Annotated in this window: 24 protein-coding genes; 13 read left to right on the top strand and 11 right to left on the bottom strand. The window is 61.4% G+C overall.

Features of this window, described 5'->3' with window-relative positions:
• Positions 1-13 precede the first annotated feature (13 nt).
• The 4 genes from ACIQ2A_RS03270 (at position 14) to ACIQ2A_RS03255 (ending at position 3,296) form a co-directional block, all read left to right on the top strand.
• The gene (locus tag ACIQ2A_RS03270; RefSeq protein ID WP_398475804.1) at positions 14-421 is read left to right on the top strand and encodes a sensor histidine kinase; all 408 of its coding nucleotides are present in this window, start codon (positions 14-16) and stop codon (positions 419-421) included.
• Positions 418-1,560 carry a sensor histidine kinase gene (locus ACIQ2A_RS03265; protein ID WP_398475705.1) on the top strand — a complete coding sequence of 381 codons (1,143 nt, stop codon included), beginning with the start codon at positions 418-420 and terminating at the stop codon, positions 1,558-1,560. Before ACIQ2A_RS03270 ends, ACIQ2A_RS03265 begins: the two co-directional genes overlap by 4 nt.
• Positions 1,561-1,568: 8 nt before the next feature.
• The gene (locus tag ACIQ2A_RS03260) at positions 1,569-2,198 is read left to right on the top strand and encodes a response regulator transcription factor (RefSeq protein ID WP_398475802.1); all 630 of its coding nucleotides are present in this window, start codon (positions 1,569-1,571) and stop codon (positions 2,196-2,198) included.
• A gap of 162 nt (positions 2,199-2,360) precedes the next feature.
• Positions 2,361-3,296: a helix-turn-helix domain-containing protein gene (locus ACIQ2A_RS03255; protein ID WP_398475703.1), complete on the top strand. Its 936-nt coding sequence runs from the start codon at positions 2,361-2,363 to the stop codon at positions 3,294-3,296.
• A 34-nt stretch (positions 3,297-3,330) separates the two neighbouring features.
• Here ACIQ2A_RS03255 and ACIQ2A_RS03250 read toward each other — a convergent pair whose 3' ends face one another.
• The gene (locus ACIQ2A_RS03250) at positions 3,331-4,152 is read right to left on the bottom strand and encodes a creatininase family protein (protein WP_398475701.1); all 822 of its coding nucleotides are present in this window, start codon (positions 4,150-4,152) and stop codon (positions 3,331-3,333) included.
• An 85-nt stretch (positions 4,153-4,237) separates the two neighbouring features.
• Between ACIQ2A_RS03250 and ACIQ2A_RS03245 the strand changes: the two genes are divergently transcribed.
• The 6 genes from ACIQ2A_RS03245 to ACIQ2A_RS03220 all read left to right on the top strand — a co-directional run bounded on the left by ACIQ2A_RS03245 (position 4,238) and on the right by ACIQ2A_RS03220 (position 9,371).
• Positions 4,238-5,272, top strand: coding sequence for an ABC transporter substrate-binding protein (locus ACIQ2A_RS03245; protein ID WP_398475699.1), 1,035 nt, complete (start codon positions 4,238-4,240; stop codon positions 5,270-5,272).
• Between the two features lie 3 nt (positions 5,273-5,275).
• Positions 5,276-6,058 carry an ABC transporter ATP-binding protein gene (locus tag ACIQ2A_RS03240; protein ID WP_398475697.1) on the top strand — a complete coding sequence of 261 codons (783 nt, stop codon included), beginning with the start codon at positions 5,276-5,278 and terminating at the stop codon, positions 6,056-6,058.
• A 20-nt stretch (positions 6,059-6,078) separates the two neighbouring features.
• On the top strand, positions 6,079-6,879 hold the full coding sequence (locus ACIQ2A_RS03235; RefSeq protein ID WP_398475800.1) for an ABC transporter permease: 801 nt from the start codon (positions 6,079-6,081) through the stop codon (positions 6,877-6,879).
• Positions 6,879-7,862 carry a 2-hydroxyacid dehydrogenase gene (locus tag ACIQ2A_RS03230; protein ID WP_398475695.1) on the top strand — a complete coding sequence of 328 codons (984 nt, stop codon included), beginning with the start codon at positions 6,879-6,881 and terminating at the stop codon, positions 7,860-7,862. Before ACIQ2A_RS03235 ends, ACIQ2A_RS03230 begins: the two co-directional genes overlap by 1 nt.
• A 2-nt stretch (positions 7,863-7,864) precedes the next feature.
• A complete protein-coding gene (locus ACIQ2A_RS03225) occupies positions 7,865-8,566 on the top strand; it encodes an AprI/Inh family metalloprotease inhibitor (RefSeq protein WP_398475693.1) in 702 nt (233 codons plus the stop codon).
• Between the two features lie 64 nt (positions 8,567-8,630).
• Entirely contained in the window at positions 8,631-9,371 is a 741-nt protein-coding gene (locus ACIQ2A_RS03220) for a tetratricopeptide repeat protein (RefSeq protein WP_398475691.1), read from the top strand.
• A 3-nt stretch (positions 9,372-9,374) separates the two neighbouring features.
• On the opposite strand, the gene radC is transcribed toward ACIQ2A_RS03220, so the two are convergent.
• The 4 genes from radC to ACIQ2A_RS03200 form a co-directional block, all read right to left on the bottom strand.
• Positions 9,375-10,088 carry a DNA repair protein RadC gene (radC, locus tag ACIQ2A_RS03215; protein ID WP_398475689.1) on the bottom strand — a complete coding sequence of 238 codons (714 nt, stop codon included), beginning with the start codon at positions 10,086-10,088 and terminating at the stop codon, positions 9,375-9,377.
• Between the two features lie 90 nt (positions 10,089-10,178).
• Complete coding sequence (gene map / locus ACIQ2A_RS03210; protein WP_398475687.1) at positions 10,179-11,000, bottom strand: type I methionyl aminopeptidase; 822 nt, start codon at positions 10,998-11,000, stop codon at positions 10,179-10,181.
• 118 nt (positions 11,001-11,118) lie between these two features.
• Positions 11,119-11,832 carry a DNA/RNA nuclease SfsA gene (gene sfsA, locus ACIQ2A_RS03205; protein ID WP_398475684.1) on the bottom strand — a complete coding sequence of 238 codons (714 nt, stop codon included), beginning with the start codon at positions 11,830-11,832 and terminating at the stop codon, positions 11,119-11,121.
• Positions 11,833-11,836: 4 nt separating this feature from the next.
• Positions 11,837-13,159 (bottom strand): mechanosensitive ion channel family protein, encoded by a 1,323-nt coding sequence (locus ACIQ2A_RS03200; protein ID WP_398475682.1) that lies wholly within the window; start codon positions 13,157-13,159, stop codon positions 11,837-11,839.
• A gap of 201 nt (positions 13,160-13,360) precedes the next feature.
• On the opposite strand from ACIQ2A_RS03200, the gene ACIQ2A_RS03195 reads away from it, so the two are divergent.
• A complete protein-coding gene (locus tag ACIQ2A_RS03195) occupies positions 13,361-15,157 on the top strand; it encodes a potassium/proton antiporter (RefSeq protein WP_398475680.1) in 1,797 nt (598 codons plus the stop codon).
• Positions 15,158-15,160: 3 nt separating this feature from the next.
• Here the strand turns inward: ACIQ2A_RS03195 and modC are convergent, their stop codons facing one another.
• The 6 genes from modC to mepA all read right to left on the bottom strand — a co-directional run bounded on the left by modC (position 15,161) and on the right by mepA (position 19,170).
• Positions 15,161-15,841 (bottom strand): molybdenum ABC transporter ATP-binding protein, encoded by a 681-nt coding sequence (modC, locus tag ACIQ2A_RS03190; RefSeq protein ID WP_398475678.1) that lies wholly within the window; start codon positions 15,839-15,841, stop codon positions 15,161-15,163.
• Position 15,842: 1 nt separating this feature from the next.
• A complete protein-coding gene (modB, locus tag ACIQ2A_RS03185; RefSeq protein WP_398475676.1) occupies positions 15,843-16,538 on the bottom strand; it encodes a molybdate ABC transporter permease subunit in 696 nt (231 codons plus the stop codon).
• A gap of 1 nt (position 16,539) precedes the next feature.
• Positions 16,540-17,325, bottom strand: coding sequence for a molybdate ABC transporter substrate-binding protein (modA, locus tag ACIQ2A_RS03180; RefSeq protein WP_398475674.1), 786 nt, complete (start codon positions 17,323-17,325; stop codon positions 16,540-16,542).
• A gap of 173 nt (positions 17,326-17,498) precedes the next feature.
• Entirely contained in the window at positions 17,499-17,996 is a 498-nt protein-coding gene (locus ACIQ2A_RS03175) for a hypothetical protein (RefSeq protein ID WP_398475672.1), read from the bottom strand.
• A 2-nt stretch (positions 17,997-17,998) separates the two neighbouring features.
• Positions 17,999-18,208 (bottom strand): molybdopterin-binding protein, encoded by a 210-nt coding sequence (locus ACIQ2A_RS03170; protein ID WP_398475670.1) that lies wholly within the window; start codon positions 18,206-18,208, stop codon positions 17,999-18,001.
• Between the two features lie 26 nt (positions 18,209-18,234).
• Positions 18,235-19,170 carry a penicillin-insensitive murein endopeptidase gene (gene mepA / locus ACIQ2A_RS03165; protein ID WP_398475668.1) on the bottom strand — a complete coding sequence of 312 codons (936 nt, stop codon included), beginning with the start codon at positions 19,168-19,170 and terminating at the stop codon, positions 18,235-18,237.
• Positions 19,171-19,537: 367 nt separating this feature from the next.
• Here mepA and ACIQ2A_RS03160 point away from each other — a divergent pair, with 367 nt between their 5' ends.
• Together ACIQ2A_RS03160 and ACIQ2A_RS03155 are read left to right on the top strand one after the other, a co-directional pair.
• Positions 19,538-21,760 (top strand): putative bifunctional diguanylate cyclase/phosphodiesterase, encoded by a 2,223-nt coding sequence (locus tag ACIQ2A_RS03160; protein ID WP_398475666.1) that lies wholly within the window; start codon positions 19,538-19,540, stop codon positions 21,758-21,760.
• 167 nt (positions 21,761-21,927) lie between these two features.
• Entirely contained in the window at positions 21,928-22,545 is a 618-nt protein-coding gene (locus ACIQ2A_RS03155) for a glutathione S-transferase family protein (RefSeq protein ID WP_398475664.1), read from the top strand.
• Positions 22,546-22,567 lie beyond the last annotated feature (22 nt).

The raw sequence follows: 22,567 nt of genomic DNA, 5'->3' as shown, positions 1-22,567 counted from the left end.
GATGCAGGCGCATGTGCTGAGTCTGTGCACGCATCTGCGCCGCGCCTATGGCCGAGCCGGTGTCGAGATCACAGCCGCAAGCGATGACGTGACCCTGGATATGGATCGCGCGGTATCATGCGGTCTTATCATCAACGAGCTCGTCTCAAACGCGTTCAAACATGCTTTCCCGGGGGACCGCAGCGGGTCGATCGAGGTCAGATTCAATCGCAGCGACGACGGGACGTGCATTCTGATCGTCGGAGACAATGGCGTTGGCATGCCCGAGCAGTTCGATTTTATCGAGACGCGGTCGCTCGGCCTGCAATTGGTGCGTGATCTCGTCGAGCAGTTGCATGGCAACTTCTCGATCGATCGCAACGGAGGCACGATCTGCACGCTGACATTCCAGTCTGGCCGTAATGTTAGGCAGACGCCATGACGATGCGCGCTCGCGTGATGGTGGTTGAAGACGATCGCATCGTCGCCCGCGATATCAGCGAACAGCTTGGCCGCATTGGTCACTCTGTCATCGGTGTGACCGCACGCGGCGAGGCGGCCGTCGAGCTCGCGATCAGCAACCGTCCCGATCTGGTGCTGATGGATATCCGCCTCGAAGGCGACATTGACGGCATCGATGCCGCCCGGCAGATCCGTGCGACATGCCAGATCCCTGTCGTATTCCTCACTGCCTATGCCGATGACGAGACAGTGCGACGCGCGAGTCAGGCCGAGCCATTCGGTTATTTGTTGAAGCCGTTCGAAGATCTGCAATTGCGCACCGTAATCGAAATGGCCCTGTACAAGGATCGGGCCGATCGCAAGTTGCGCGAAAGCGCTGTAGCCCTTCAGGTGGCGCAGGCGGAACTGGCGCGCATGTCGCGGGTCACCACCATGGGGCAGCTCACGGCGTCGATCGCGCATGAGGTCAATCAGCCGCTGATGGCCGTCGTCATGAATGCCGAAGCGTGCATGCAATGGCTCAAAGATGGCAACATTAATGTCGGTGAAGCCAGGGCTGCTGCGGAGCGGGCCATCGCCGAGGGACATCGCGCTGGCGCGATCATCCAGCGCGTGCGTGCGATCGCCCGCAACGCGCCGGTGGTGTTCGAGCCGCTCGACGTGAATGAGATGATCGAAAGCGTGCTCTTGATCGTGCAGCCGGAACTGTCACGTCAAGGGATTGCGCTCGATGTCTATCTCCAGCCTGATCAGCCATCGATCACTGGTGACCGCGTGCAGTTGCAGCAGGTGCTTTTGAATCTTGTATCGAACGCAGCCGACGCCATCAATACGTCGGAGACGCGGCAACGGCGTGTGACCGTGGTGTCGGCGATGGACACATCGGGAGAAGTTTGCGTCACCGTTGAGGATGCGGGAGCGGGCATCGCCCCCGAACATCGCGATCTGATCTTCAATCCGTTCTTTACGACCAAGCAGGATGGCATCGGCATGGGGCTGGCGATCTGTCGATCCATCATCGACGCCCACGGCGGCAGGCTGTGGTCGGAGCCGCGCATGCCGATGGGAACGCAATTTCGCTTCACCCTGCCTCGAGGCTCCCTGCAGGTGGCACCGTGATCGACAAGATGGAGCAGGTCCCGGCCATTGTCGCGGTCATCGACGACGACAAGGGGATACGCGAAGCACTGGATGGCATGCTGCGCTCGGTCGGCCTCCAGGTGGAATGCTTTGCCTCGGTGCAGGAGTTTCTCGCCAAGGATGATCGGCAGAAGTTTGGCTGCATCGTGCTGGACGTCCATTTGCCCGGTCGTAATGGACTCGATTTTCTTGACGATCTGGCTGGGCTGCATGTCACGACACCGGTGATCGTCATCAGCGGCTTTGCCGACGTCCCCATGTCGGTGCGGGCCATGAAGGCGGGGGCCATCGAATTCCTGACCAAGCCCGTTCGTGCGATGGATCTGTTGGCGGCGGTCGAGATGGCGGTGAAGCGCGACCGCGCCACCAAACATGCGGCGGAGAAGATCGCCGGTCTCAAGGCGGATTACGAGACGCTGACGGTGAGGGAGCGTGAAGTGTTCGCGCATGTTGCTGATGGGCTGATGAACAAGCAGATCGCAGCAGCGCTGGGCCTCAGCGAGGCCACCATCAAGCTTCACCGTGGCACGATGATGCGAAAGATGCGGGCAAATTCGCTGGCGGATATCGTCCGGATGGCCGATCGGCTGGGCCACGAGCCTCCATCGCTGGCCTAGACCAAGGTCTAGTCGCCCTCCACCATGCTCCAATTGTCTGTCCGTATCCAATTCCGCATGTTGGACGCATGGATAGAGCGATTGGGGTGTATGATGACGGCTGCCCGAATTCCCGACCGCGCATCATATGCGGAGCCAGTCCATATGCGTGAGCAGTCGACTGTGTCTCTCAAGCCAAAGGAATCGAAGATCGATGTGTTTGGCTGTCCTGCCAGCAAGCTTCACAAGGATCAGGAGCTGCGCGGCGCCGGAATCACGTTCTTCCGAAAAGGCAGCGACGACCCCAATCTTGGGCAAATCGCGACTGTTGCCGACGATCGCGGCTTCCTGATCGGCATTTCGCAAGGCCGCGGGCATCGACGGCGCATCTTTCAGGAGCATCATGCGACGAGCCACGAGTTCGAAGAGGGCTCGATCTATATCCGCAACCTCGCAGACGATTACCGCGCCGACCTGCGTGGCGCTTTCGATTTTCTGCTGATGGAGGTCTCCCGGCCGTTTCTGATTGAATTGGCGCGAGAACATGGCTGGCGTGGTGCCGTCGATCTTGCATGCCACGCTGGCGACATCGATCCCGTCTTGCTGAGGCTCGTCAGCGTGGTCGAGCCACTGCTGCAAAAGAGTAGCGAAGCGAGTCCGCTGTTCCTGGATCAGCTCGGTACGACGATCGGCATCCATCTGATCGAGCGATACAACAGCGCAACCAATCTTGAAGCTGCATCACACGGCGCATCCTTGTCGCGGTCGCAACTGGCATTGGCCGTCGAGATGCTCAGCGGCAATGGCGCTGGCAACTTGCGCGTTGCGGATGTCGCCCAGGCATGCGGGCTATCGCGTGGCTATTTCATTCGCGGTTTCAAGAAGGCGACGGGCAAAGCGCCGCATCAATGGATGTTGTCGCAGCGTGTCGAACAGGCCCGCGGCCTTCTGATTGCCAATGACATGTCGCTGGCCGATGTCGCTCTGGCCTGTGGCTTCGCCGACCAAAGCCATTTCACGCGGGTGTTTTCAAGCGCGATCGGGATGCCACCGGGAGCCTGGCGCCGCCTGACAAGCGATGATCGCGGCGCGCGCGCTGCAGCTAAAAACGTCGATTGATTCCTGGGGAACAGTCGTCAGTTTGTTTGAAAAACTATCGACCCGCATCCGGCTCGCGATCGAACACCGTCGCATCAAAGCGGTGCATGTCATCCAGCAATTCGCAGAACGCCTTGGCGCCGTGCTTCAATAATTGCCCGCCCTTTTCTGCCGTCGCCTGGGTCGCATCGCCGATCGCGCCTGAGGGATGCAGGTCTTCCGCCTGCCAGGCGAATGGCGCCGGGCGGCCGGCGGAGAGCCAGCGATAGTCCTTTTCCATTGCGATGGTGGATGGCACGAAATTCGCGATTTTGTCCTGGCGCACGTGTTGAGGATAGCGCGCCAGCATGATCGAGGTCTCGACCGCGCCGCCATGGATGCCGTGGCGAACTTCCTCGTCGCTGAACAGCCCCGGGGGCACACCAAACCGCGACCAGCTTGTGGTCGTAACCAGCATGCCGTATTCGGCGCGCAGATCCTGTGCGGCTAGCGTCATTGCCGCGCTGTTGCCGCCATGGCTGGTCACCATCACGAGCTTTTGCACGCCGGCACGCGCGATGCTCTCGCCGATCGCAGTCCAGCCCTGCAAGGCGATCTCGGTCGGCAGCGTTAGCGTGCCGGGGAAGGAGAGGTGCTCTGTCGAGATGCCGATCGGCTGCACCGGCAGGAAGGTGGCCGGGATATCCGCCGGCAATAGCTGCTGGACCTCGGCAAGATAGGCTTCGGCGATCAGGACGTCGGTTGCAAGCGGCAGATGCGGTCCATGCTGTTCCGTCGCGGCCAGCGGCAGCACCGCAATCCATGAAGACGGATCGCCTTTGGCAATGTCGGGCCAATGGATGGCAGTCCAGTCACGATGCGGTGCGGATGAAGTCATGGCAGGCATTTCTTTGCAGGGGAGCGGGGTAGTCAGTCGCGCGAATGCTTTCTATCATGGGGCAGAAATGTCACTGGAGTCCAATATGGGTCGGTTTCCCTTGCTGCGCGCGTTAACCATCGGCTTGGCGATGATGTCAGCGTCGCTGTCGCCCGTGCTGGCGCAAGGAAAATCCGACGGTAGGCTCGACAAGGTCAGCTTCGGCACCAATTGGGTCGCCGAGGCCGAGCATGGCGGCTTCTTCCAGGCCGTGGCTGATGGCACCTACAAGCAATACGGCCTCGACGTTACCATCGTGCCGGGCGGTCCGAACGTTAATAATCGTATCCTGCTCATCTCCGGCAAGCTGGATTTCTTCATGAGTGCCAATACGCTGCAGTCCTTCGACGCGGTGGCCAATAATGTGCCGGTGGTGGCGATCGCCGCGATTTTCCAGAAAGACCCGCAGGTCTTTGTGTCGCATCCCGATCCGAAGGTCACAAAGCTGGAAGACCTCAAATCGAAGACGCTGTTCATCTCGAAGGAAGGCATTGTCGGCTACTTCCAGTGGATGAAGCTGGAATTCGGCTTCAGCGAGTCCAAGGTGAAGCCGTACAACTACAACGCCCAACCTTTCCTCGTGGACAAGAATAGCGCCATGCAGGGTTATGTCACCTCCGAACCTTTCCTGATCGAGAAACAGGCGGGCTTCAAGCCCAATGTCATGCTGCTCGCCGACTACGGCCTCAATGGCTATTCGACACTGATCGAGGCGCGGCGCGAGACCGTCGAAAAATCGCCTGACCTCGTACAGCGCTTCGTCGATGCCTCGATCATCGGCTGGTACAATTATCTCTATGGCGACAACAAAGCTGCCAATGCGCTGATCAAGAAGCTCAATCCGGAAATGACCGATGAGCTGCTGGCCTATTCCACAGCTGCGATGCGCGACAAGGGCATCGTCGATTCCGGCGATACGCTCAAGAACGGTATCGGCGCCATGAGCGACGAGCGTGCGGCGAGTTTCTTCGACAAGATGTCGCGTGCCGGCGTGGTCAAGCGCGACATCGATTATCGCCGTGCTTATACGCTCCAATTCGTCAACAAGGGCGTCGGCATCGATCTGCGGCCGAAGAAATAGCCGGTGTCGTCCGTGGCGCCTCAGGATGAGTTTGCGATACGCCTGCACGGCGTGACGAAAGTCTATGAGGGCGGCACGCGTGCGCTCGGTCCGCTCGATCTCGATATCCGCAAGGGTGAATTCGTCTCGCTGCTCGGGGCCTCCGGCTGCGGCAAGTCGACGGCGCTGCGCTTGATCGCTGGACTGGCCGCCCCATCCTTTGGCTCCATCGAGGTGCCGGCTCGCGCCTCGCGCCAGAGCATAGGCTTTGTATTCCAGGAGCCGACGCTGATGCCGTGGACGACGGTCCGCGAGAATGTGCGGCTGCCGCTCAAGCTCGCCCATGTGGCAGATGCGGAGTCGGCTCCGCGTGTTGCTGACGCTTTGGCGCAAGTGGGTCTCGCTGGCTTCGCCGAAGCCTATCCGCGCGAATTGTCCGGTGGCATGCAGATGCGGGTGTCGCTGGCGCGGGCGCTGGTGACGTCGCCGGATATCCTGCTGCTCGACGAGCCATTCGCCGCGCTCGACGAAATCACGCGCTTCAAGCTCAACAACGATCTGCTGGCGCTATGGCGCAAGCTTGGCAAGACCATCGTCTTCGTGACGCATTCGGTCTATGAGGCGGTCTATCTGTCGCAGCGCGTGGTGATCATGACCTCGCGCCCCGGTCGCGTTCACACCGAACGCCGGATCGATGCGCATGAGCCGCGAGATGACGCGTTTCGCACCTCTGTCGCCTATTCCGGTCATTGCCGCGATGTTTCGCAGGCACTGATGCAGGCGAGCGAGGCGGAGGCGCTGGCATGAAGGGGCTTGAGCCATTGCCGATGGTGGAGCGGGCGTCCGGTGATGGGCTCTGGCAGCGCATCGTCTGGCCGGTGGTCGTGTTGCTCTGTGGCGTCGTTGCGTGGGATCTCGTCGTCCGGCTCGGAGAGATCCAGCCTTACATTCTGCCGGGACCGCTCCTGGTCGGACAGACGCTGATGGCCGACTGGCCGATCCTGTCGGCTTCACTCGGCGTCACATTGCTAACGGCACTGGAAGGCTTTATCGCCGCGGCGATCGGCGGCATCGCGCTGGCGCTGCTGTTCAACCAGTCGAAATGGCTCGAATACTCCCTGCTGCCTTATGCCGTCGTGCTGCAGGTGACGCCGGTGATCGCCATTGCGCCCTTGATGCTGATCTATCTGCCGCAGGAGGCGGCCGTGGTCGCCTGCGCCTGGATCGTCGCCTTCTTCCCGGTGTTGGCTAATACGACGCTGGGGCTGAATTCGGTGGACCGCAATCTCGCCGGCCTGTTCCTGCTCAATGGCGCCTCGCGCTGGCAGACACTGCGTTATCTGCAACTGCCGTCGGCCATGCCCTATATTCTCGGCGGGCTGCGCATTGCAGGCGGTCTGTCCCTGATCGGGGCGGTCGCGGCCGAGATCGCAGCCGGTGCGGCCGGCGCTGGATCTGGGCTGGCCTATCGCATCACCGAATCCAGCTATCGCCTCAATATTCCCCGCATGTTTGCCGCGCTATTGTTACTGTCCGTGGCGGGGATTGTGATTTATATGCTGCTCGCGCTGGCGTCGCATTGGATGCTGCGGCGCTGGCATGAAAGTGCACTGCGAAAGGAAAAATAATGGGGACGGGAATCTCTTCGGACAAGATCGACCTGCTGATCTATGGGCCGTCAAAGCCGCTGATCGAGAATGGTTTTTCAGATCAGTTCGTGTTGCATAAATATGAAACCCAGCCCGATCTGGAGCGGCTGCCCCCCGGCATTGCCGAGAAGCTCCGCGGCATCGCCGTGACGGGCCTGGTGCCCACCAATGGCGCGGTGCTGTCGAAATATCCGAATATCGAGATCATCTCATCTTTCGGTGTTGGCTATGATCACATCGATGCAAAATATGCCGCCGAGCATAATATCATCGTCACCAATACGCCGGACGTGCTGACCGAAGAGGTTGCCGACGTCGCCCTCGGTCTGTTCATCGCCACCGCGCGCGAATTTATCAAGGCTGACAAATATGTCCGATCCGGCCTGTGGCTGACCCAGGGCTATCCGCTCACCGTCGGTTCGCTGCGTGATCGCAAGGTCGGCATGGTCGGCATGGGCCGCATCGGCCAGGCCATCGCGCGCCGTCTCGATGCCTCGCTGGTGCCTGTCGTTTATCACTCGCGCAATCCCGCCGCGGGCATTGCGTATCAGCACTATCCGAACCTCGTCGAGATGGCGAAGGCAGTGGATACGCTGATCGTCATCACCCCTGGCGGGCCATCGACGGCCAATCTCGTCAATGCCGAAGTGATGCAGGCGCTCGGCCCGCGCGGCATCATCGTGAATGTCGCGCGTGGTTCTGTCATCGACGAGTCAGCGCTGATCCAGGCGCTCAAATCGGGCACCATCCTCGCTGCCGGTCTCGACGTGTTCGCGCAGGAGCCGAAGGTGCCGGATGAGTTGAAGGCGCTGCAAAACGTGGTTCTGCTGCCTCATGTCGGCTCGGCCTCGGTGGTGACGCGCAATGCCATGGATCAGATGGTGATCGATAACCTGAAGCTCTGGTTCGGCGGCAAGCCTGTGATGACGCCGATTCCAGAAACTCCGGTCAAGGCCCGCTGAGCATGCGCGTGCCGGTTCGCATGATGCGGTTCGCGCTGGCTGTGGCCGGCGCGGTGGTCATTGGCGCACCGGCGCAGGCGCAGGATGCTGCGGCACTGAAGAAGAACATGATCGGGCAGTGGGAGCTCTCGACCACCGAGCGCAGCAAGACCTGTGTGATCACGCTCAAGCCCGACATTTCGCCGCAGGGCTTGAAGCTCGAACTCGAGCCCGATTGCCCCAAGGCGCTGCCCTTCACCAAGGATATCGTGGCCTGGGGTATCAAGGGCCTCGACATCGTCCGCCTGCAGACATCGGCGGGCGAGTCGGTGATCGATCTCACCGAAGTCGAGAGCGGCATTTTTGAGGGTATCCGTTCCGGCGAGGGTGTCTATATCCTGCAGAACCTTGCGGCCGCGCGGGCGTTGTCGAAGACGATGGATTCGATGATCGGCGACTGGTCCATCGTTCGCGGCAATGGCCGCGCCATTTGCGGCCTGACGCTCACCAACAACGACGCCAGCCCCGACAATTTCCAGCTCTTTCTCAAGCCGCGTTGCGACCCTTTGGTCACAAATTTCAAGCCGAAGGAGTGGCGTTTGGAGCGTGGTGAATTGCTGATGTTTTCCGCGAGTGGCGAGACCTGGCACTTTGAGGCCGACGATAACGCCCAATGGCGGCGGATGCCGGATATGGCGGATCCATTGATCCTGCTGCGGCAGTAAATTTACCGCTTCGACCAGCCGCATTTGGTGAAAACGAACCTGGGCGGGTTCGAACCTATTTCTATTGCGGAAGACCAAGGGACAGTCGGTCAGACCCTTGGAGGGTAAGATGAGATTTTTGGCTCTGTTGTTCTCGTGCTTTCTATTCTTCTCGCTGCCCGCCAAGGCAAACGATACGGCATCCTTCGAAGCCATGGCGGTCTTGGCGAACAAGGGAGACGCCGAGGCGCAGTATCATCTTGGCATGATGTACAACAATGGCATTGGCACTCCGCAGGATCGCAGCCAGGCATTCGTGTGGTTTCAGAAATCGGCTGCCTCTAACCATCCGCTCGGCGCTTATAAGCTCGGCTGTTACTATGACGGCCAGGGCGAGGGCATCGTCGCTTCCGATGCTGATCAAGCCTTGAAATACAAACTCGTTGCTGCGGAGGCCGGCTATGCGCTCGCTCAGCACGATGTGGCCAATCTCTATGATCGGCGCGGACATTCGGAGCAGGCGCTGAAGTGGTGGAAGACGGCGGGCGATCAGGGATACCCCCGCGCTCTGTTCAGCCTTTTCCGCGCCTATTCGGAGGGTAAAGGTGCGCCGCAGGATCTCTCTTTGTCCTACGCGTATTTCAAGCTGTCAGACATGGCACCCCGGAAGAAAGTCGGCGAGATGGCGACCTTTCTATCCGCAGCGGAGCTTAAGGCTGCGGAGAAAATGGTGGCCGAATGGAAGCCGCAAGTCACCGCTCTCACGCTCAAGGCCAAGAAGGGCATCAGCGCCGCGGAAGACCATCTGAAGACCGCCAAGAACTAGAGGTCAGATTACCTTCATTCCCTTCAAGCTCGCATGCCCATTCTTGCCGACGATGATGTGGTCATGAACCGCGATACCGAGCGGTTTGCTCACTTCGATCACCGCCTTGGTCATCTGGATATCCGCCTGCGACGGCGTCGGATCGCCGGAGGGGTGATTATGCACCATGATGATCGCGGTTGCCGATAGCTCCAGCGCGCGCTTCACCACTTCGCGCGGATAGACCGGCGTGTGATCGATCGTACCGATTTGTTGCACCTCGTCGGCGATCAGCTGATTGCGTTTGTCGAGAAACAGGATGCGGAATTGCTCCTTGTCGGCAAATGCCATGGTCGTGCGGCAATAGTCGATCACCGTGGCCCATGACGATAGCATGGTGCGCTGTTTGAGCTGGCCCTTGGCGACACGGCTGGAGGCGGCGGCGATCAGCTTGATTTCGGTGATGGCGGCTTCACCGAGACCGCCGATCTCGCGCAGCCGCGCATCGGGCGCATGCACGGTTTCCGCGAAGGAGCCGAAAGCCTGGATCAAGGCCTTGGCCAGTGGCTTCACATCTCGCCGCGGCAGCGCTCGAAACAGCACCAGCTCCAATAGCTCATAGTCACTGAGTGCTTCGGCACCGGCGCTGCGGAAACGCGCACGGAGCCGGTCGCGATGGCCGTGAAAATGCGGCGCTTCGGAAAGGCCGGGCAGGAGGCTGTTCGATGAGGCAGGCATGCGAACTCGCTGATGCGTGTTCGTGAGCATGCCGCGCTCGGCAGGGTTTGCAACCTAAAAATGCGTGACGGCGTGTCGCAATCGAGAAGCTCAGGCCCCTAGCAGCTTTTCGTTATGGCGCTTGGACAGGGTAAACACCTCGACGCCAGTCTCCGTCACGCCCACCGTGTGCTCGAACTGTGCCGACAGTGAACGATCGCGGGTCACCGCGGTCCAGCCGTCGGACAGCACTTTCACATGCGGCTTGCCGAGATTGATCATCGGTTCAATCGTGAACAACATGCCTGGGCGCAGCGTCACGCCTTCGCCGGGGCGGCCGACATGGATGATGTTCGGTTCGTCATGGAACAGGCGACCAAGACCGTGGCCGCAGAAATCGCGCACCACGCTCATGCCCTGCGGTTCGACAAAGCTCTGGATCGCATGGCCGATATCGCCGGTGGTGTTGCCCGGCTTTACTGCCGCGATGCCGCGCATCATCGATTCATAGGTCACCTCGACCAGCCGCTCCGCCTTGCGCGGCAGTTCGCCGACGCCATACATGCGGCTTGAGTCGCCATACCAGCCATCGACGATGAAGGTGACGTCGATATTGACGATGTCGCCTTCCTTCAGCGCGCGTGCCTCCGGCATGCCGTGGCAGACCACGTGGTTGATCGAGGTGCAGGTGGAGAAGCGATAACCGCGATACATCAGCGTCGCCGGGAAGGCGCCGTGGCTGAAGGCGAATTCGCGGACGAAATCGTCGATCGCCGAGGTCATGAGGCCGGGCTTGACCAGATCGGTGAGCGCATCCAGGCATTCCGACACCAGCGCACCGGCCTTGCGCATGGCCGCAAACGCCGATTCGCCGTGCAGTTTGATCTGCCCGGTCTTGCGCAGGGCGGTGTCGGAGGCGTCGGTGTAGCTCATGGGAAATTCTGGTTCTGTGACAATGGGATGATGCGCCCTAATCTAATGATCGGGGCGCTGAGCGCAAGCCAAAGCTGCCCTGTCGTGCTTCACGGGTGAGCGTGATGCCCCCGCCAAGTCACGGTTCGATCACCACTTTTCGGGCCAAGACGATGCTGCCGTGGTCGATTGCGCAGGTATAGGCCAGGACCTCGACGCCCGCAGCGCGAGCCTTGTCGAAGGCGCGGCCATAGGCGGGATCGATGTCTCGGGCGACGGCGACCCGCTGGCTCGACCCGATCTGCACCACGAACAGCAGCACCGCGCGTGCACCAAGCGCCACCATGGCGGCGAGTTCCTCCAGATGCCGGGCGCCGCGGGCGGTCACCGAATCCGGAAACTCGGCCAATCCCGGCTTGCGCATCATGTGGACATTCTTGACCTCGACATAGCAGGGCGGCCGATCAGAATGCTCAAGCAGGAAGTCGACGCGCGATTTCTCGCCATATTTCACTTCGCGCCGAATCGAGGCGTAGCCCGTCAATTCCGGGATTGCACCTTCCGCCAGCGCCTCGGCGACGATGGCATTGGGATGGATCGTGTTGACGCCGACGAGCTCCGGCCCGTTGCCGAAATCGGCTTCGACCAACTCCCATGAATAAGGCAGCTTTCGCGTCTTGCTCGTCGATAGTGACAGCCACACCCGCGCGCCGGGCGCCTGCAATCCGATCATCGCGCCGGGATTGGCCACATGCGCGGTGATGATGCTGCCGTCGGCCAGTTCGACATCGGCGAGAAAGCGTTTGTAGCGGCGAACGAGTATCGCTGGCACCAGGTCGAGTGGAAGCTTCATCGCCTTATTCCGGCCCGGCGGTTACTTCGGCGATCGTCTCCACCGGTAGCGCGCCGCCGCTAATCTTGATCTCGCGCACTGGGTAGGGCACGCGGATGCCTTCGCGCTTGAAGGCGTCCCACAGCGCCAGCATCACGTCGCTTTTCACGGCGTCCATTCCGTCCGGCGAGTCGATCCAGAAGGTGAGCGAAAAGCGCATCCCGGTTTCGGCGAATTCGCCAAGCAGGCAATTCGGTGGCTTCAAAGCCGAAGCGCGCGGCGAAGCGGCGGCGCAGTCGATGGCGAGCTGGCAGACGAGGCGCGGATCGGCGTCGTAATTGGTGCCGAAATTCACCTTCACCAGCGTGTCCTTGTCCGTATAGGTCCAGTTCACGACCTTCTTGGTGATCAGGTCCTCATTGGGGATCAGGAATTCGCGGCCGTCGCCGGCGGCGACCGAGATGTAGCGCGTGTTCATCGCGCTGATGCGGCCCGAACTGTCGCCGATTGTGACGAGATCGCCAGGCTTCACCGATTTGTCTGCCAGGAGGATCACGCCGCTGATGAAATTGGCGACGATCTTCTGCAGGCCGAAGCCGATGCCCACGCCGACCGCGCCGGAAAACACCGCGAGCGCCGCGAGATTGATGCCGACTGCCCCCATCACGAGCGCCACGGCGAACACCATCATCAGCAATCGCACGAGCTTGGTGAGCAGCACCTGCACCGAGGGCGTCAGGTCATGGGATTGCCGGATGCGGCCTTCGAGGAAATTGCTGATGATATTGGCCACCCACAGCGCCAGTGCGAGCAGGACGGCCAGCTTGATGACCAGCAGCGGCGTCAGCCTGAGGCCGCCGAGATCGATGCCGGGGCCGTCGAGAAAGGTGATGGTCGGGGCCAGCAGATTGAGGATGCTCAGCGCGGCCACAAACCAGGCCGAGATCGACACCAGCCGCACGATCAGCGGGTTGTGAATGATGCTGGTCACCAGCCGGATCACCAGCCAGGCGAGCGCCAGTTTTGCGACGACCGCGAGCAGATAGCTGCGGCTCGGCAAAGTTGCGCTCAGCATGAGTTCTCGGGCGATGATCGTGAGGATCGCGAAAACGGCGGTCGATATACTGTCGATCAGCACGCGGATGAACATCCGCAGCGGCCCCGGCCATCCCATCACCAGCGATGTCAGATCGATTTTCGCGCGCACCAACGAGCCGATGCCTGCCGCGATGCCGGCAGCGGCCAGCATGAGGCCGAATTGGAGATAGAACCAAGGCGACGAAAATTCTGCGCCTAGCGACTTCGCCGTTTCGAGGACGAATGTATGAGCATCGGTCAGATCGAACATTGAAGGGCGCTCGCGGATATATTTGATTCGAATGAGGCAGAGATTCACACAGCCGCCTTGGCGGCGCCATTGCGGCGTTGCCCTCGAGCCACCACATCGCAGTAATTATACCTACAGTCCAACCTCGGGCAGAAATTGTTTGGCGCCGCGTCATCGCGACGATAAGCATGGATTTGCTAGTCTTTCTGCCTTCGGAGACACATGGCCTCGCTCGACTCAGTCAGTATCGCGATCCTGCTCGGCGCCGTGCTCGTCATGGCGGGCATCCTGTCGAGCTTGCTCGCGCTGCGCTTCGGCGCACCATTGCTGCTGTTTTTCTTGTTCATCGGCATGGCGGCGGGCGAGGCCGGCCCCGGCGGCCTGCATTTCGATGACGTGAAAACGGCCTATGTGGTCGGCTCAGTGTCACTGGCGCTGATCCTGTTCGACGGCGGGCTGAAAACACACTTCAAGGCGATCCAGACGGTGCTGGCGCCATCGATGATGCTGGCGACGGTGGGCGTGTTGCTCACGGCGCTGATCACGGCACCGGTCGCCAAATACACGCTGGGCATGAGCTGGACCGAGGGCCTGCTAACCGGGGCCGTCATCGCCTCCACCGATGCTGCAGCCGTGTTCTTGCTGGTGCACGCGCAGGGCCTGCGTCTGCGTCCACGCGTCGGCGCCATGCTGGAAGTGGAATCCGGCACCAATGATCCTTTCGCGGTGTTTCTTACCCTGACGCTGGTGAAACTGCTGTCGCTTGGCGATGCCTCCGCCGGCCACGTGGTGATGGAATTCCTGCAGGAATCCGTGCTTGGCACGCTGATCGGCATGGTCGGTGGCTTGTTGGTGGTGATGGCGATGAACCGCGTGGCGCTCCCGCAGGGCCTGCATGCGCCCTTTGTCTGCACCGCAGCGCTGGTGATCTTTGGCCTCGCCCAGATCGCTCATGCCTCCGGCTTCCTCGCCGTCTATCTTGCCGGCATGGTGATCGGCAACCGGCCGACCCGCGCGCATAATTCGGTGGTCACCTTTCTCGACGCCGCCACCTGGCTGGCGCAGATCGTGATGTTCGTGATGCTGGGCCTGCTGGTGTCGCCCGAGCGGCTGGTGAGCAGCATCCTGCCGGCCATCGCTGTGGCGGTGGTGCTGATGGTGGTGGCTCGGCCGTTGGCGGTCTTTCTCTGTTTGCAGCCATTCCGGTTCAACTGGCGGGAAAAGGCGTTCGTCTCCTGGGTCGGCCTGCGGGGCGCGGTGGCGATCTTCCTGGCCTCGATCCCGATGCTGGTCGGGTTGCCCAATGCGCATTTGTATTTCGACGTCGCGTTCGTCGTGGTTATCATCTCGCTGCTGTTTCAGGGCTGGACGCTGGGTTATGCCGCCCGCCTGCTGCATGTGGCGCTGCCGCGCACCGATCGTGGGCCGCGACGTATCGAGCTGGATCTGCCTGGTCAGCTCGAGCAACAGCTGGTGGGTTATTCGGTCCGGCCGAAGAGCCTGTATCTCAAGCGCGGCCTGATCCCGTCCTGGTCGAAGCCGACGCTTGTGATCCGCGACGAGCAGATCCTGACGCCGGAGGAGGCCGCCCCGGTGGCCGCTGGTGATTATCTCTATCTGCTGGCGCCGCCGGAAAAAGCGGAATCGCTCGACCGATTCTTCGTCGATATGCCGCCGAGCACGGCGCCGGATCCGCATCTGCTCGGCGACTTCATGGTGCCCGGCGAGACTACGCTCGGCGATCTCGCTGCAATCTATGGCATTGCCATCGATCCCGCGCAGGCCTCGCTGACGCTGGCGGATTATTTCGACATTCATCTCGACCGCGCGCCGAAAGTCGGGGCGGCCGTGCCGATTGATACGATCGATCTCGTCGCCCGCAGCCTTGGCGGCGGCCGTGTGAATGTGGTCGGTCTGCGTCTGCCGGAAGACGAGCCGGAGCCATTGCCGCGGTTGAGCCGGGCACAGGTCTTTCGCGTCAAGCTGAAGCGAACCTTGGCGGGATTGTCGGGAGCGTAGAGCTTACGTTGCCGGCTGCCAGCGCGGCAGCACCTCCATGCCGCCATGCCCTGCCACCCGGCCGCCCTTCAGCAACACCACATTCGTTGCCAACTGCCGCATCTCGTCGGCATCGTGGCTGACCAGCACCATCGGCACATCGCCTTCGTCGCGCAGGCGGATCAGATAGGGCATGATCTCGGCCTTGCGTGCTTCGTCCAGAGCCCCGAGCGGTTCGTCCAGCAGCAGTAATCGCGGTTGCGCCAGCAATGCCCGGCCGAGCGCGACACGCTGGCGTTCGCCGCCAGAGAGGCCACCCGGACGGCGCGTCAGCAGATGGCCGATATCCAGCATCGCAGTGATACGATCTTCTTCCGCCGCATCGCGCGTCAGATGGTTCATACGCCGGCCGTAGTCGAGATTCTGCGCCACGCTCAGATGCGGAAACAGGCGGGCGTCCTGAAAGACATAGCCGATACGGCGCCGATGCGCGGGCAGGTCGATATTCTTGCTGCGGTCGTAGAGAACGGCCTTGTCCATGGCGATGATGCCACGGTCAGGCTGCACGAGACCGGCGATCATGCTGATCAGCGATGTTTTGCCGGCGCCGGATGAGCCGAACAGGCCGGTGACACGGCCTTCACTGGTGAAGGCGACGTCCACCGAAAAGTCGCCGAGTTGTTTGAAAACTTCCACTCGCAGCATGTCAGTTGCCATGCAGACGTTGCGTCGCGCGGCGCGCGAACCATTCCGAGAGGATCAGAGCGATGACCGCGATGCTGATCGAGATGATCACAAGACGCGACGCCGCAGCGTCACCGTCTGGCGTCTGGATCAGTGAATAGATTGCCGACGAGATCGTCTGGGTCTCGCCAGGAATATTTGAGACAAAGGTAATAGTCGCGCCAAATTCGCCGATGGCCTTGGCAAAGCCGAGCACCATGCCGGCGAGAACACCAGGCAATGCGAGCGGCAGCGTTACGGTGATGAAAACCTTCCACGGCGATGCGCCAAGCGTGCTCGCCGCCTGTTCGAGTTTGCGATCGACGGCTTCGATGGATAGCCGGATCGGGCGCACCAGCAGCGGAAATGACATCACGCCGCAAGCCAGTGCTGCGCCGGTCCAGCGGAAGGCGAAGACGATGCCGAAATGTTCGGCGAGAAACGAACCGAGCACGCCGCGCTTGCCGAGCATGATCAGCAGCAAATAGCCGGTGACAACGGGCGGCAGCACCAGAGGCAAATAGATAAAGGCATCGATGAAAGCTTTGCCCCAAAAATCACGGCGCGCCAGCAGCCACGCCACGGCGATGCCGAGCGGGGTCGAGATCAGGGTTGCGATCACGGCGACCCTGATCGAAAGCAGGATCGCCGTCCATTCTTCGGGAGTGATATCGAACACGTCAGCTGGTCGGCTTGGCCAGGAAGGTGAAGCCGTATTTCTCCATCACGGTCTTCGACGCCGAGCTTTTCAGGAAAGCCATATAGTCGGCGGCTTCGCTCTTGGCCTTGGCGGTCGCTGCCGCCGGATAGACGATTGCCGGATGCGAGTCCGCCGGGAAGGTGCCGATGACCTTCACGCCCGGATCGATCTTGGCGTCAGTCGCGTAGACGATGCCGAGCGGTGCCTCGCCGCGGGACACCAGCGTCAGCGCAGCGCGCACGCTTTCGGCCATTGCGAATTTCGGTTCTGCCGCGGTCCAGCTGCCAAGCTTTTCCAGTGCGGCCTTGGCATATTTGCCAACGGGCACCGACTTCACGTCGCCGGTGGCGATCTTGCCGTCGCCGGCGAGCTTGGCGAGGTCAAAACCCTGGCCGATGGTGACATTGGCGAGCTTGGAATCCTTGCCGGCGATCAGAACGATGCTGTTGCCGAGCAGGCTCACGCGCGAGGCTTCGTTGATGTCCTTCTTGCCGACCGAATAGTCCATCCATTCCTGGTCGGCGGAGATGAAGATGTCGGCTGGCGCGCCCTGTTCGATCTGCTTGGCGAGCGCAGAGCTTGCGGCGTAGCTGGACGTCACCTTGACGCCTGACTTGGCCGTATAGGCGGCGTTGAGTTCGTCGAGCGCGTTCTTCATCGAGGCGGCGGCGAAGACGGTCAGGCTCTTGTCCTGCGCATGGACAGGCGTGAAACTCGATCCGAGCAGGATCGAGACAGCGGCGAAAAGTCCGGCAATGCGTTTCATATTGGCGCTCCATGCGTGAGCGCAGCCCGAAAGGCGCGCAGCTCAGGCGTTGGTGAGGTGGGATGAGCGACAGGCGGAAGCGCCGTTCCGGCAATCCCGGGGACTTACGGTCCATCCGGGATATCGCGCCGCGACATTACTCAGGCGGCTCTGAGGGGTAAAGGCCCCTTGCGCTATTCTGCGGGCAGCACCGCGACGTTGATGCTTGTTTCTGACGCGCCGGAAATCTGCACGGCGAACGGGCCACCGGAGAGATCGAACTTGACCACCTTGCGAATGCCGGCGCAATCGGTGGCGCCGCTGAATTCCATCGGCTTCAACTGTTCGCCGTCCTGGATCACATCGATCCATGCATTGGAGGACAGGCTGATCGAATAGGCACCGGCTTTTGGGGGAGCTTTGAATTTCACGAAGCCCGCAAACGTGCCGTCTTTCGGTTTGCGTTCGGGTGCGCGCGGCAGCTTCGCATCGGTCGGATTCTTGAGCTCCAGAGCCGCTTTTGCGGGGATTTCGAGCTCATTTCCAGAGGCCGTCTTGAGGCGATCTTGTGACATCAGTGCGGCACGCTCTTTGTCGATCGGCCACTTGAATTTGTCGCAGCCGCTTGGCTCGGCCGCCCATGCGGGCGCCGCGCTCAGCAGAGCAAGCGCGACAATCAGACGCGCGTGCATGATCAATCCACCGCAATCATGACGTCCGAGGCTTTCACGACGACGATCACCTTGCCGCCAACTTTGAGGGCGAGGTCGGCGACGGCTTCATTGGTGATCGACGAGGTGACGACCTGGCCGCCGCCGATATCGACGCGGACATGGGAGGTGGTGGCGCCCTTGGTGACTTCGAGGACGGTGCCCTTGATCTGGTTGCGTGCACTGATGCGCATGGGAATCTCCTTTGATTTGGGACGGACTATGGTGCGTTCAAAACCTGCCGGCAAGCTGCAGGCATGTCGGCCAGCGTCATTGGCGGCTTCGGCTTCGGCGGCACCGGCGGGGGTTTTGGATGCAGCACGGCGTCGCTGAACCAGTAGGCGAGATCGCCGGCCGCGCAGCCTTCGCTTGCGGTCGGCGGTGGCTGGGATTCGCAATCGGCGGCGCCGGCGGGGCACTTGATGCGGATGTGGAAGTGATAGTCGTGGCCGTACATCGGTCGCACCTTGGAGAGCCAGCTGCGATCGCCCTTTGCCTCGCGGCACAGCGCCTTCTTGATCGCGGCATTGACGAAGATGCGCTCGACGCTCGGCTCCTGCGCGGCTGCGCGGATCACCGGCAGATGGCTCGGCGTCCAGGTGGCAGGATCGATGTCGAGGCGATCCTTGCGGACCATCATCACAGCTGACATCTCCTCACGCTCGTTGCGTGAGAGTTGCCGGTTCGGCATCGGCGTCAGCCAGATATCCGCATCGAGGCCGATCTGGTGACTGGCATGACCGGTGAGCATCGGCCCGCCGCGTGGCTGCGACATGTCGCCGACCAGAATGCCCGGCCAGCCCGCGACACGGTTTGCCTTGGCGGAGACGCGCTCGACCAGCTCGACCATCTGCGGATGCGCCCAGTTGCGGTTGCGCGACAGCCGCATCACCTGCCAGGTCGGGCCGTTCAGTGCCAGTGCCTCGGCGCCGGCGATGCAGCCTTTGGCGTAAAAGCCGATGACCTGCGGCGCCGAGCGGGTTGGCAGCGCCTTGCGGCCGAACAGCTCCTTGGCCGGTGTCGCGGGATCGTTGGGATTGGCGAGCGCGGGCAGCGGCCTTGGATCGACCGTGCCTTTGGTCTGCGCCAGCGCGCTGGTGGACGCTGAAGCGAGGGCAAGTGGCAGGATAAGGCTGAGAATCAGGCGGGAGCTCATGCCTGGACTATAGCCGAGCCCGACGACAAGTCAGCGCAGCGCTTCTGGCTCGCAGGATGTTTACCAGGCATTCACCATCCTCCCGTGTGGCGCGATTTTTTGCTGCTGATTCATCGCAGCATTCAATGGCTGCCGTCAGCCCTCGCGAAGAGCAGGAATGGTCGGATGCTCCGCTCTGAGACGCTGCCGAGATTGGAATTAACCAGCTGTTAGTGCATCGCGCACGGGCTTGCCCGTTGTGTGTGCAGATACTGTGGTCATTCGCGCAGTGATTGCGGTAATCCCGTGGGGTTGTTGCGGTTGCTGATACCGTTTCTTCAGAGACTTCGGAACATAATGTCGCACGCAGGATGCGAGTAAAATCTGGATGCCGAAGGACCGGCCCAAAAAGACTGGACTGAAGGCATCGCACAAACCGCGCTTCAACCGCGCGAGGGGTGTTGCCAAGACGCCATTTTCAGCCGCGCCGAGATCCATCGGCGTGATCGGCGAACTTGCGCGTCAGCGCGCCCAGGCCGATGCGGCCATTGTCGATGCCCGCAAGTCGCACGAGCGGCTGCGCGAAGCCATCGATCTGCTGCCGCAGGGCATCGTGTTCCTGGACGCCGAGGGGCGCTACATCCTCTGGAACAAGAAATACGCCGAGATCTATAACCGCAGTTCCGATCAGTTCGCGCCGGGGGCCCGGCTGCAGGACACGATCCGCGTTGGCGTGGAACGTGGTGATTATCCGGAGGCGCTTGGCCGCGAGGATGAGTGGATCGCCGAGCGCGTCGATAAGATGTTTCATCCCGGCGAGCGCCATGAACAGAAGCTCGCCGACGGCCGTGTGATCCTGATCGAAGAACGGCTGACCGAAGACGGTGGCGTGGTCGGTCTGCGCGTCGATATCACCGAACTGAAACAACGCGAGGCGTCGTTCCGCCTGCTGTTCGAAAGCAATCCGGTGCCGATGATCGTCTGCGCGTTGGCAGATGAACGCATCCTCAGCGTCAATGATGCGGCGGCAGAACACTATGGCTATACGCGTGCGGAATTCGAGAAGCTGACGATCCGTCAGTTGCAGGCTTTTGAGGCCACGCCGCCATGGGTTGGCGAGCATGTGGCCGACGAGCAGGCGGCGCGGACGTGGAAGCACGTCAAGGCCGATGGCGAGCTGATCGATCTCGCCATCTATTCCCGCCAGCTCGTCTATAACGAGCAGCCCGCCGTGATGCTGGCGCTGATGGACATTACCGAGCGCAAGCGCGCCGAGATGCGGCTGGCCTTCATGGCGCATCATGACTCGCTGACCGGCCTGCCGAACCGCAATCTGCTGCGCCAGCGGCTCGACGAGACGCTGTCCCATGTCCGCCGCAGCGGCGAGAAGCTCGCGGTGCTGTTTCTCGGCATCGATAACTTCAAGGGTGTCAACGATTCGCTCGGCCACGAGATCGGCGACAAGCTGCTGCGCGGCGTCGCGCGGCGGTTGCGCTCGTCCTTGCGCGAAGAGGATGCGCTGGCACGTCTGAACTCTGACGAATTCGCGATCATCCAGACCGGCATCCATCGTCCCGAAGATGCCGCGCTACTGGCGCGCCGCCTGCTGGATGCGATCGGCGAGACCTTCCTGCTCGATGGAAATTCGGTGGTGATCGGCGCCAGCGTCGGTATCGCCATGGCGCCGGGCGATGGCGATGAATCCGAACGGCTGCTGAAAAATGCCGATATGGCGCTATCGCGCGCCAAGAACGATACGCGCGGCAATTTCAGCTTCTTCGAAACCGGCATGGATGCGAAGGCGCAGGCGCGCCGCAAGATCGAGAACGATCTGCGCGCCGCGATCCAGGACGATCAACTCCGGCCCTATTATCAACCCCTCATCGATCTGAAGACCGGCCGCATCACGGGATGCGAGGCGCTGGTGCGCTGGCCGCATCCTGAACATGGCATGATCTCGCCCGGTGAGTTCATTCCGGTGGCGGAAGACACCGGCCTGATCAATGCGCTGGGCGCGCAGATTTTGCGCCGCGCCTGCAACGACGCGGCACGCTGGCCCGATGAAGTGCGGGTCGCTGTCAATCTGTCGCCGCTGCAGTTCCGGGTCGGCAATCTGCTCTCGGTGGTGATGGATGCGCTGAAGCAATCCGGCCTGCCGCCGCGCCGGCTCGAGCTGGAAATCACCGAAACGCTTCTGCTCGAAAAGAGCAATCAGGTGCTGGCGACGCTGCATGCGCTGCGTGCGCTCGGCGTGCGGATCTCGATGGACGATTTCGGCACCGGTTATTCGTCGCTGAGCTATCTCCGCAGCTTCCCGTTCGACAAGATCAAGATCGACCAGTCCTTTGTGCGCGATCTCGGCGCCAATCGCGATGCGCAGGCGATCGTGTCGTCGATCATCAATCTCGGTATGGGCCTCGGCGTCACGATCACCGCCGAAGGCGTTGAGACCGAGGAAGAGCTTGCCTGCCTCCGGAATGAGGGCTGCCACGAAGGGCAGGGGTTTCTGTTCAGCCGCGCGCGACCGAATGATGAAATCATCCAATTGTTGCGCGCGCAGGCGATGACGCTGAATGGCGGCGACCAGCGGGACTGCGCACAAGTCGCGTGATCTGCTTTGCGCTTGACTTGTGGCGGTTCGGCCCGTCGACAGCCCGATCATTTCATCTTGTGCAATAATGAAGTGCGTCGGCCGCGCATTCTCTCCGGGCGGGTCATGAAGCAGTTTGGACTGGCGGAACGGGAATAGACCCGTCCATCAATTCAGGGACTGCTTCCATGAAGTTTTATCACTTTCCATTGTCGGGTCACGCCCATCGCGCGCATCTGTTCGTTTCGCTGCTCGGTTTGCCCCATGAATTGATCGAGGTCGATTTGGCCGCCGGCGCACACAAGACACCTGAATTTCTGGCGCTCAATCCGTTCGGCCAGGTGCCGGTGCTCGATGACGACGGAACGATCATCTCAGATTCCAACGCCATCCTCGTCTATCTCGCGAAAAAATCCGGCCAAAGCCAGTGGCTTCCGGAAGATGCAAAAGGTAGTGCTGCCGTTCAGCGCTGGCTGTCTGTTGCAGCGGGAGAACTCGCTTACGGGCCTGCGGCGGCACGGCTGATCACTGTCTTTGGTGCCCGCTTCAATCCGGATGAAGTGATTGCACGTGCACATATCCTGCTCGCGCGGATCGAGGCACATCTGGCCGGCCGCGACTGGCTCGTCGGTAACGGCCCGACGATCGCCGATGTCGCGCTCTACAGCTATATCGCGAGCGCTCCGGAGGGAAATGTCGATCTGTCCGGCTATCCTGGTGTCAATGCGTTCCTGCGTCGGGTCGAGGCTCTTCCAGGTTTTGTCCCTTTCGCCAAGACACAAGCTGGCCTGTCGGCCGCGGCTTGATGGCGATTGCCGGGCGTATGAA

Source organism: Tardiphaga sp., assembly GCF_044336785.1.
Taxonomy (GTDB): domain Bacteria; phylum Pseudomonadota; class Alphaproteobacteria; order Rhizobiales; family Xanthobacteraceae; genus Tardiphaga.
The sequence above is the reverse complement of the archived record's forward strand: the minus strand, read 5'-3'. Positions and strand labels throughout refer to the sequence as shown.

Coding starts and splice junctions, on each gene's coding strand:
- ACIQ2A_RS03160 (WP_398475666.1), top strand. CDS start 19,538: ATGCCGAAGGACCGGCCCAAAAAGACTGGACTGAAGGCATCGCACAAA.
- ACIQ2A_RS03170 (WP_398475670.1), bottom strand. CDS start 18,208: ATGCGCATCAGTGCACGCAACCAGATCAAGGGCACCGTCCTCGAAGTC.
- ACIQ2A_RS03235 (WP_398475800.1), top strand. CDS start 6,079: ATGGTGGAGCGGGCGTCCGGTGATGGGCTCTGGCAGCGCATCGTCTGG.
- ACIQ2A_RS03200 (WP_398475682.1), bottom strand. CDS start 13,159: ATGTTCGATCTGACCGATGCTCATACATTCGTCCTCGAAACGGCGAAG.
- sfsA (WP_398475684.1), bottom strand. CDS start 11,832: ATGAAGCTTCCACTCGACCTGGTGCCAGCGATACTCGTTCGCCGCTAC.
- ACIQ2A_RS03260 (WP_398475802.1), top strand. CDS start 1,569: ATGGAGCAGGTCCCGGCCATTGTCGCGGTCATCGACGACGACAAGGGG.
- mepA (WP_398475668.1), bottom strand. CDS start 19,170: ATGAGCTCCCGCCTGATTCTCAGCCTTATCCTGCCACTTGCCCTCGCT.
- modA (WP_398475674.1), bottom strand. CDS start 17,325: ATGAAACGCATTGCCGGACTTTTCGCCGCTGTCTCGATCCTGCTCGGA.
- ACIQ2A_RS03230 (WP_398475695.1), top strand. CDS start 6,879: ATGGGGACGGGAATCTCTTCGGACAAGATCGACCTGCTGATCTATGGG.
- ACIQ2A_RS03245 (WP_398475699.1), top strand. CDS start 4,238: ATGGGTCGGTTTCCCTTGCTGCGCGCGTTAACCATCGGCTTGGCGATG.
- ACIQ2A_RS03155 (WP_398475664.1), top strand. CDS start 21,928: ATGAAGTTTTATCACTTTCCATTGTCGGGTCACGCCCATCGCGCGCAT.
- radC (WP_398475689.1), bottom strand. CDS start 10,088: ATGCCTGCCTCATCGAACAGCCTCCTGCCCGGCCTTTCCGAAGCGCCG.
- ACIQ2A_RS03225 (WP_398475693.1), top strand. CDS start 7,865: ATGCGCGTGCCGGTTCGCATGATGCGGTTCGCGCTGGCTGTGGCCGGC.
- map (WP_398475687.1), bottom strand. CDS start 11,000: ATGAGCTACACCGACGCCTCCGACACCGCCCTGCGCAAGACCGGGCAG.
- ACIQ2A_RS03250 (WP_398475701.1), bottom strand. CDS start 4,152: ATGACTTCATCCGCACCGCATCGTGACTGGACTGCCATCCATTGGCCC.
- ACIQ2A_RS03175 (WP_398475672.1), bottom strand. CDS start 17,996: ATGCACGCGCGTCTGATTGTCGCGCTTGCTCTGCTGAGCGCGGCGCCC.
- modC (WP_398475678.1), bottom strand. CDS start 15,841: ATGCTGCGAGTGGAAGTTTTCAAACAACTCGGCGACTTTTCGGTGGAC.
- ACIQ2A_RS03195 (WP_398475680.1), top strand. CDS start 13,361: ATGGCCTCGCTCGACTCAGTCAGTATCGCGATCCTGCTCGGCGCCGTG.
- ACIQ2A_RS03265 (WP_398475705.1), top strand. CDS start 418: ATGACGATGCGCGCTCGCGTGATGGTGGTTGAAGACGATCGCATCGTC.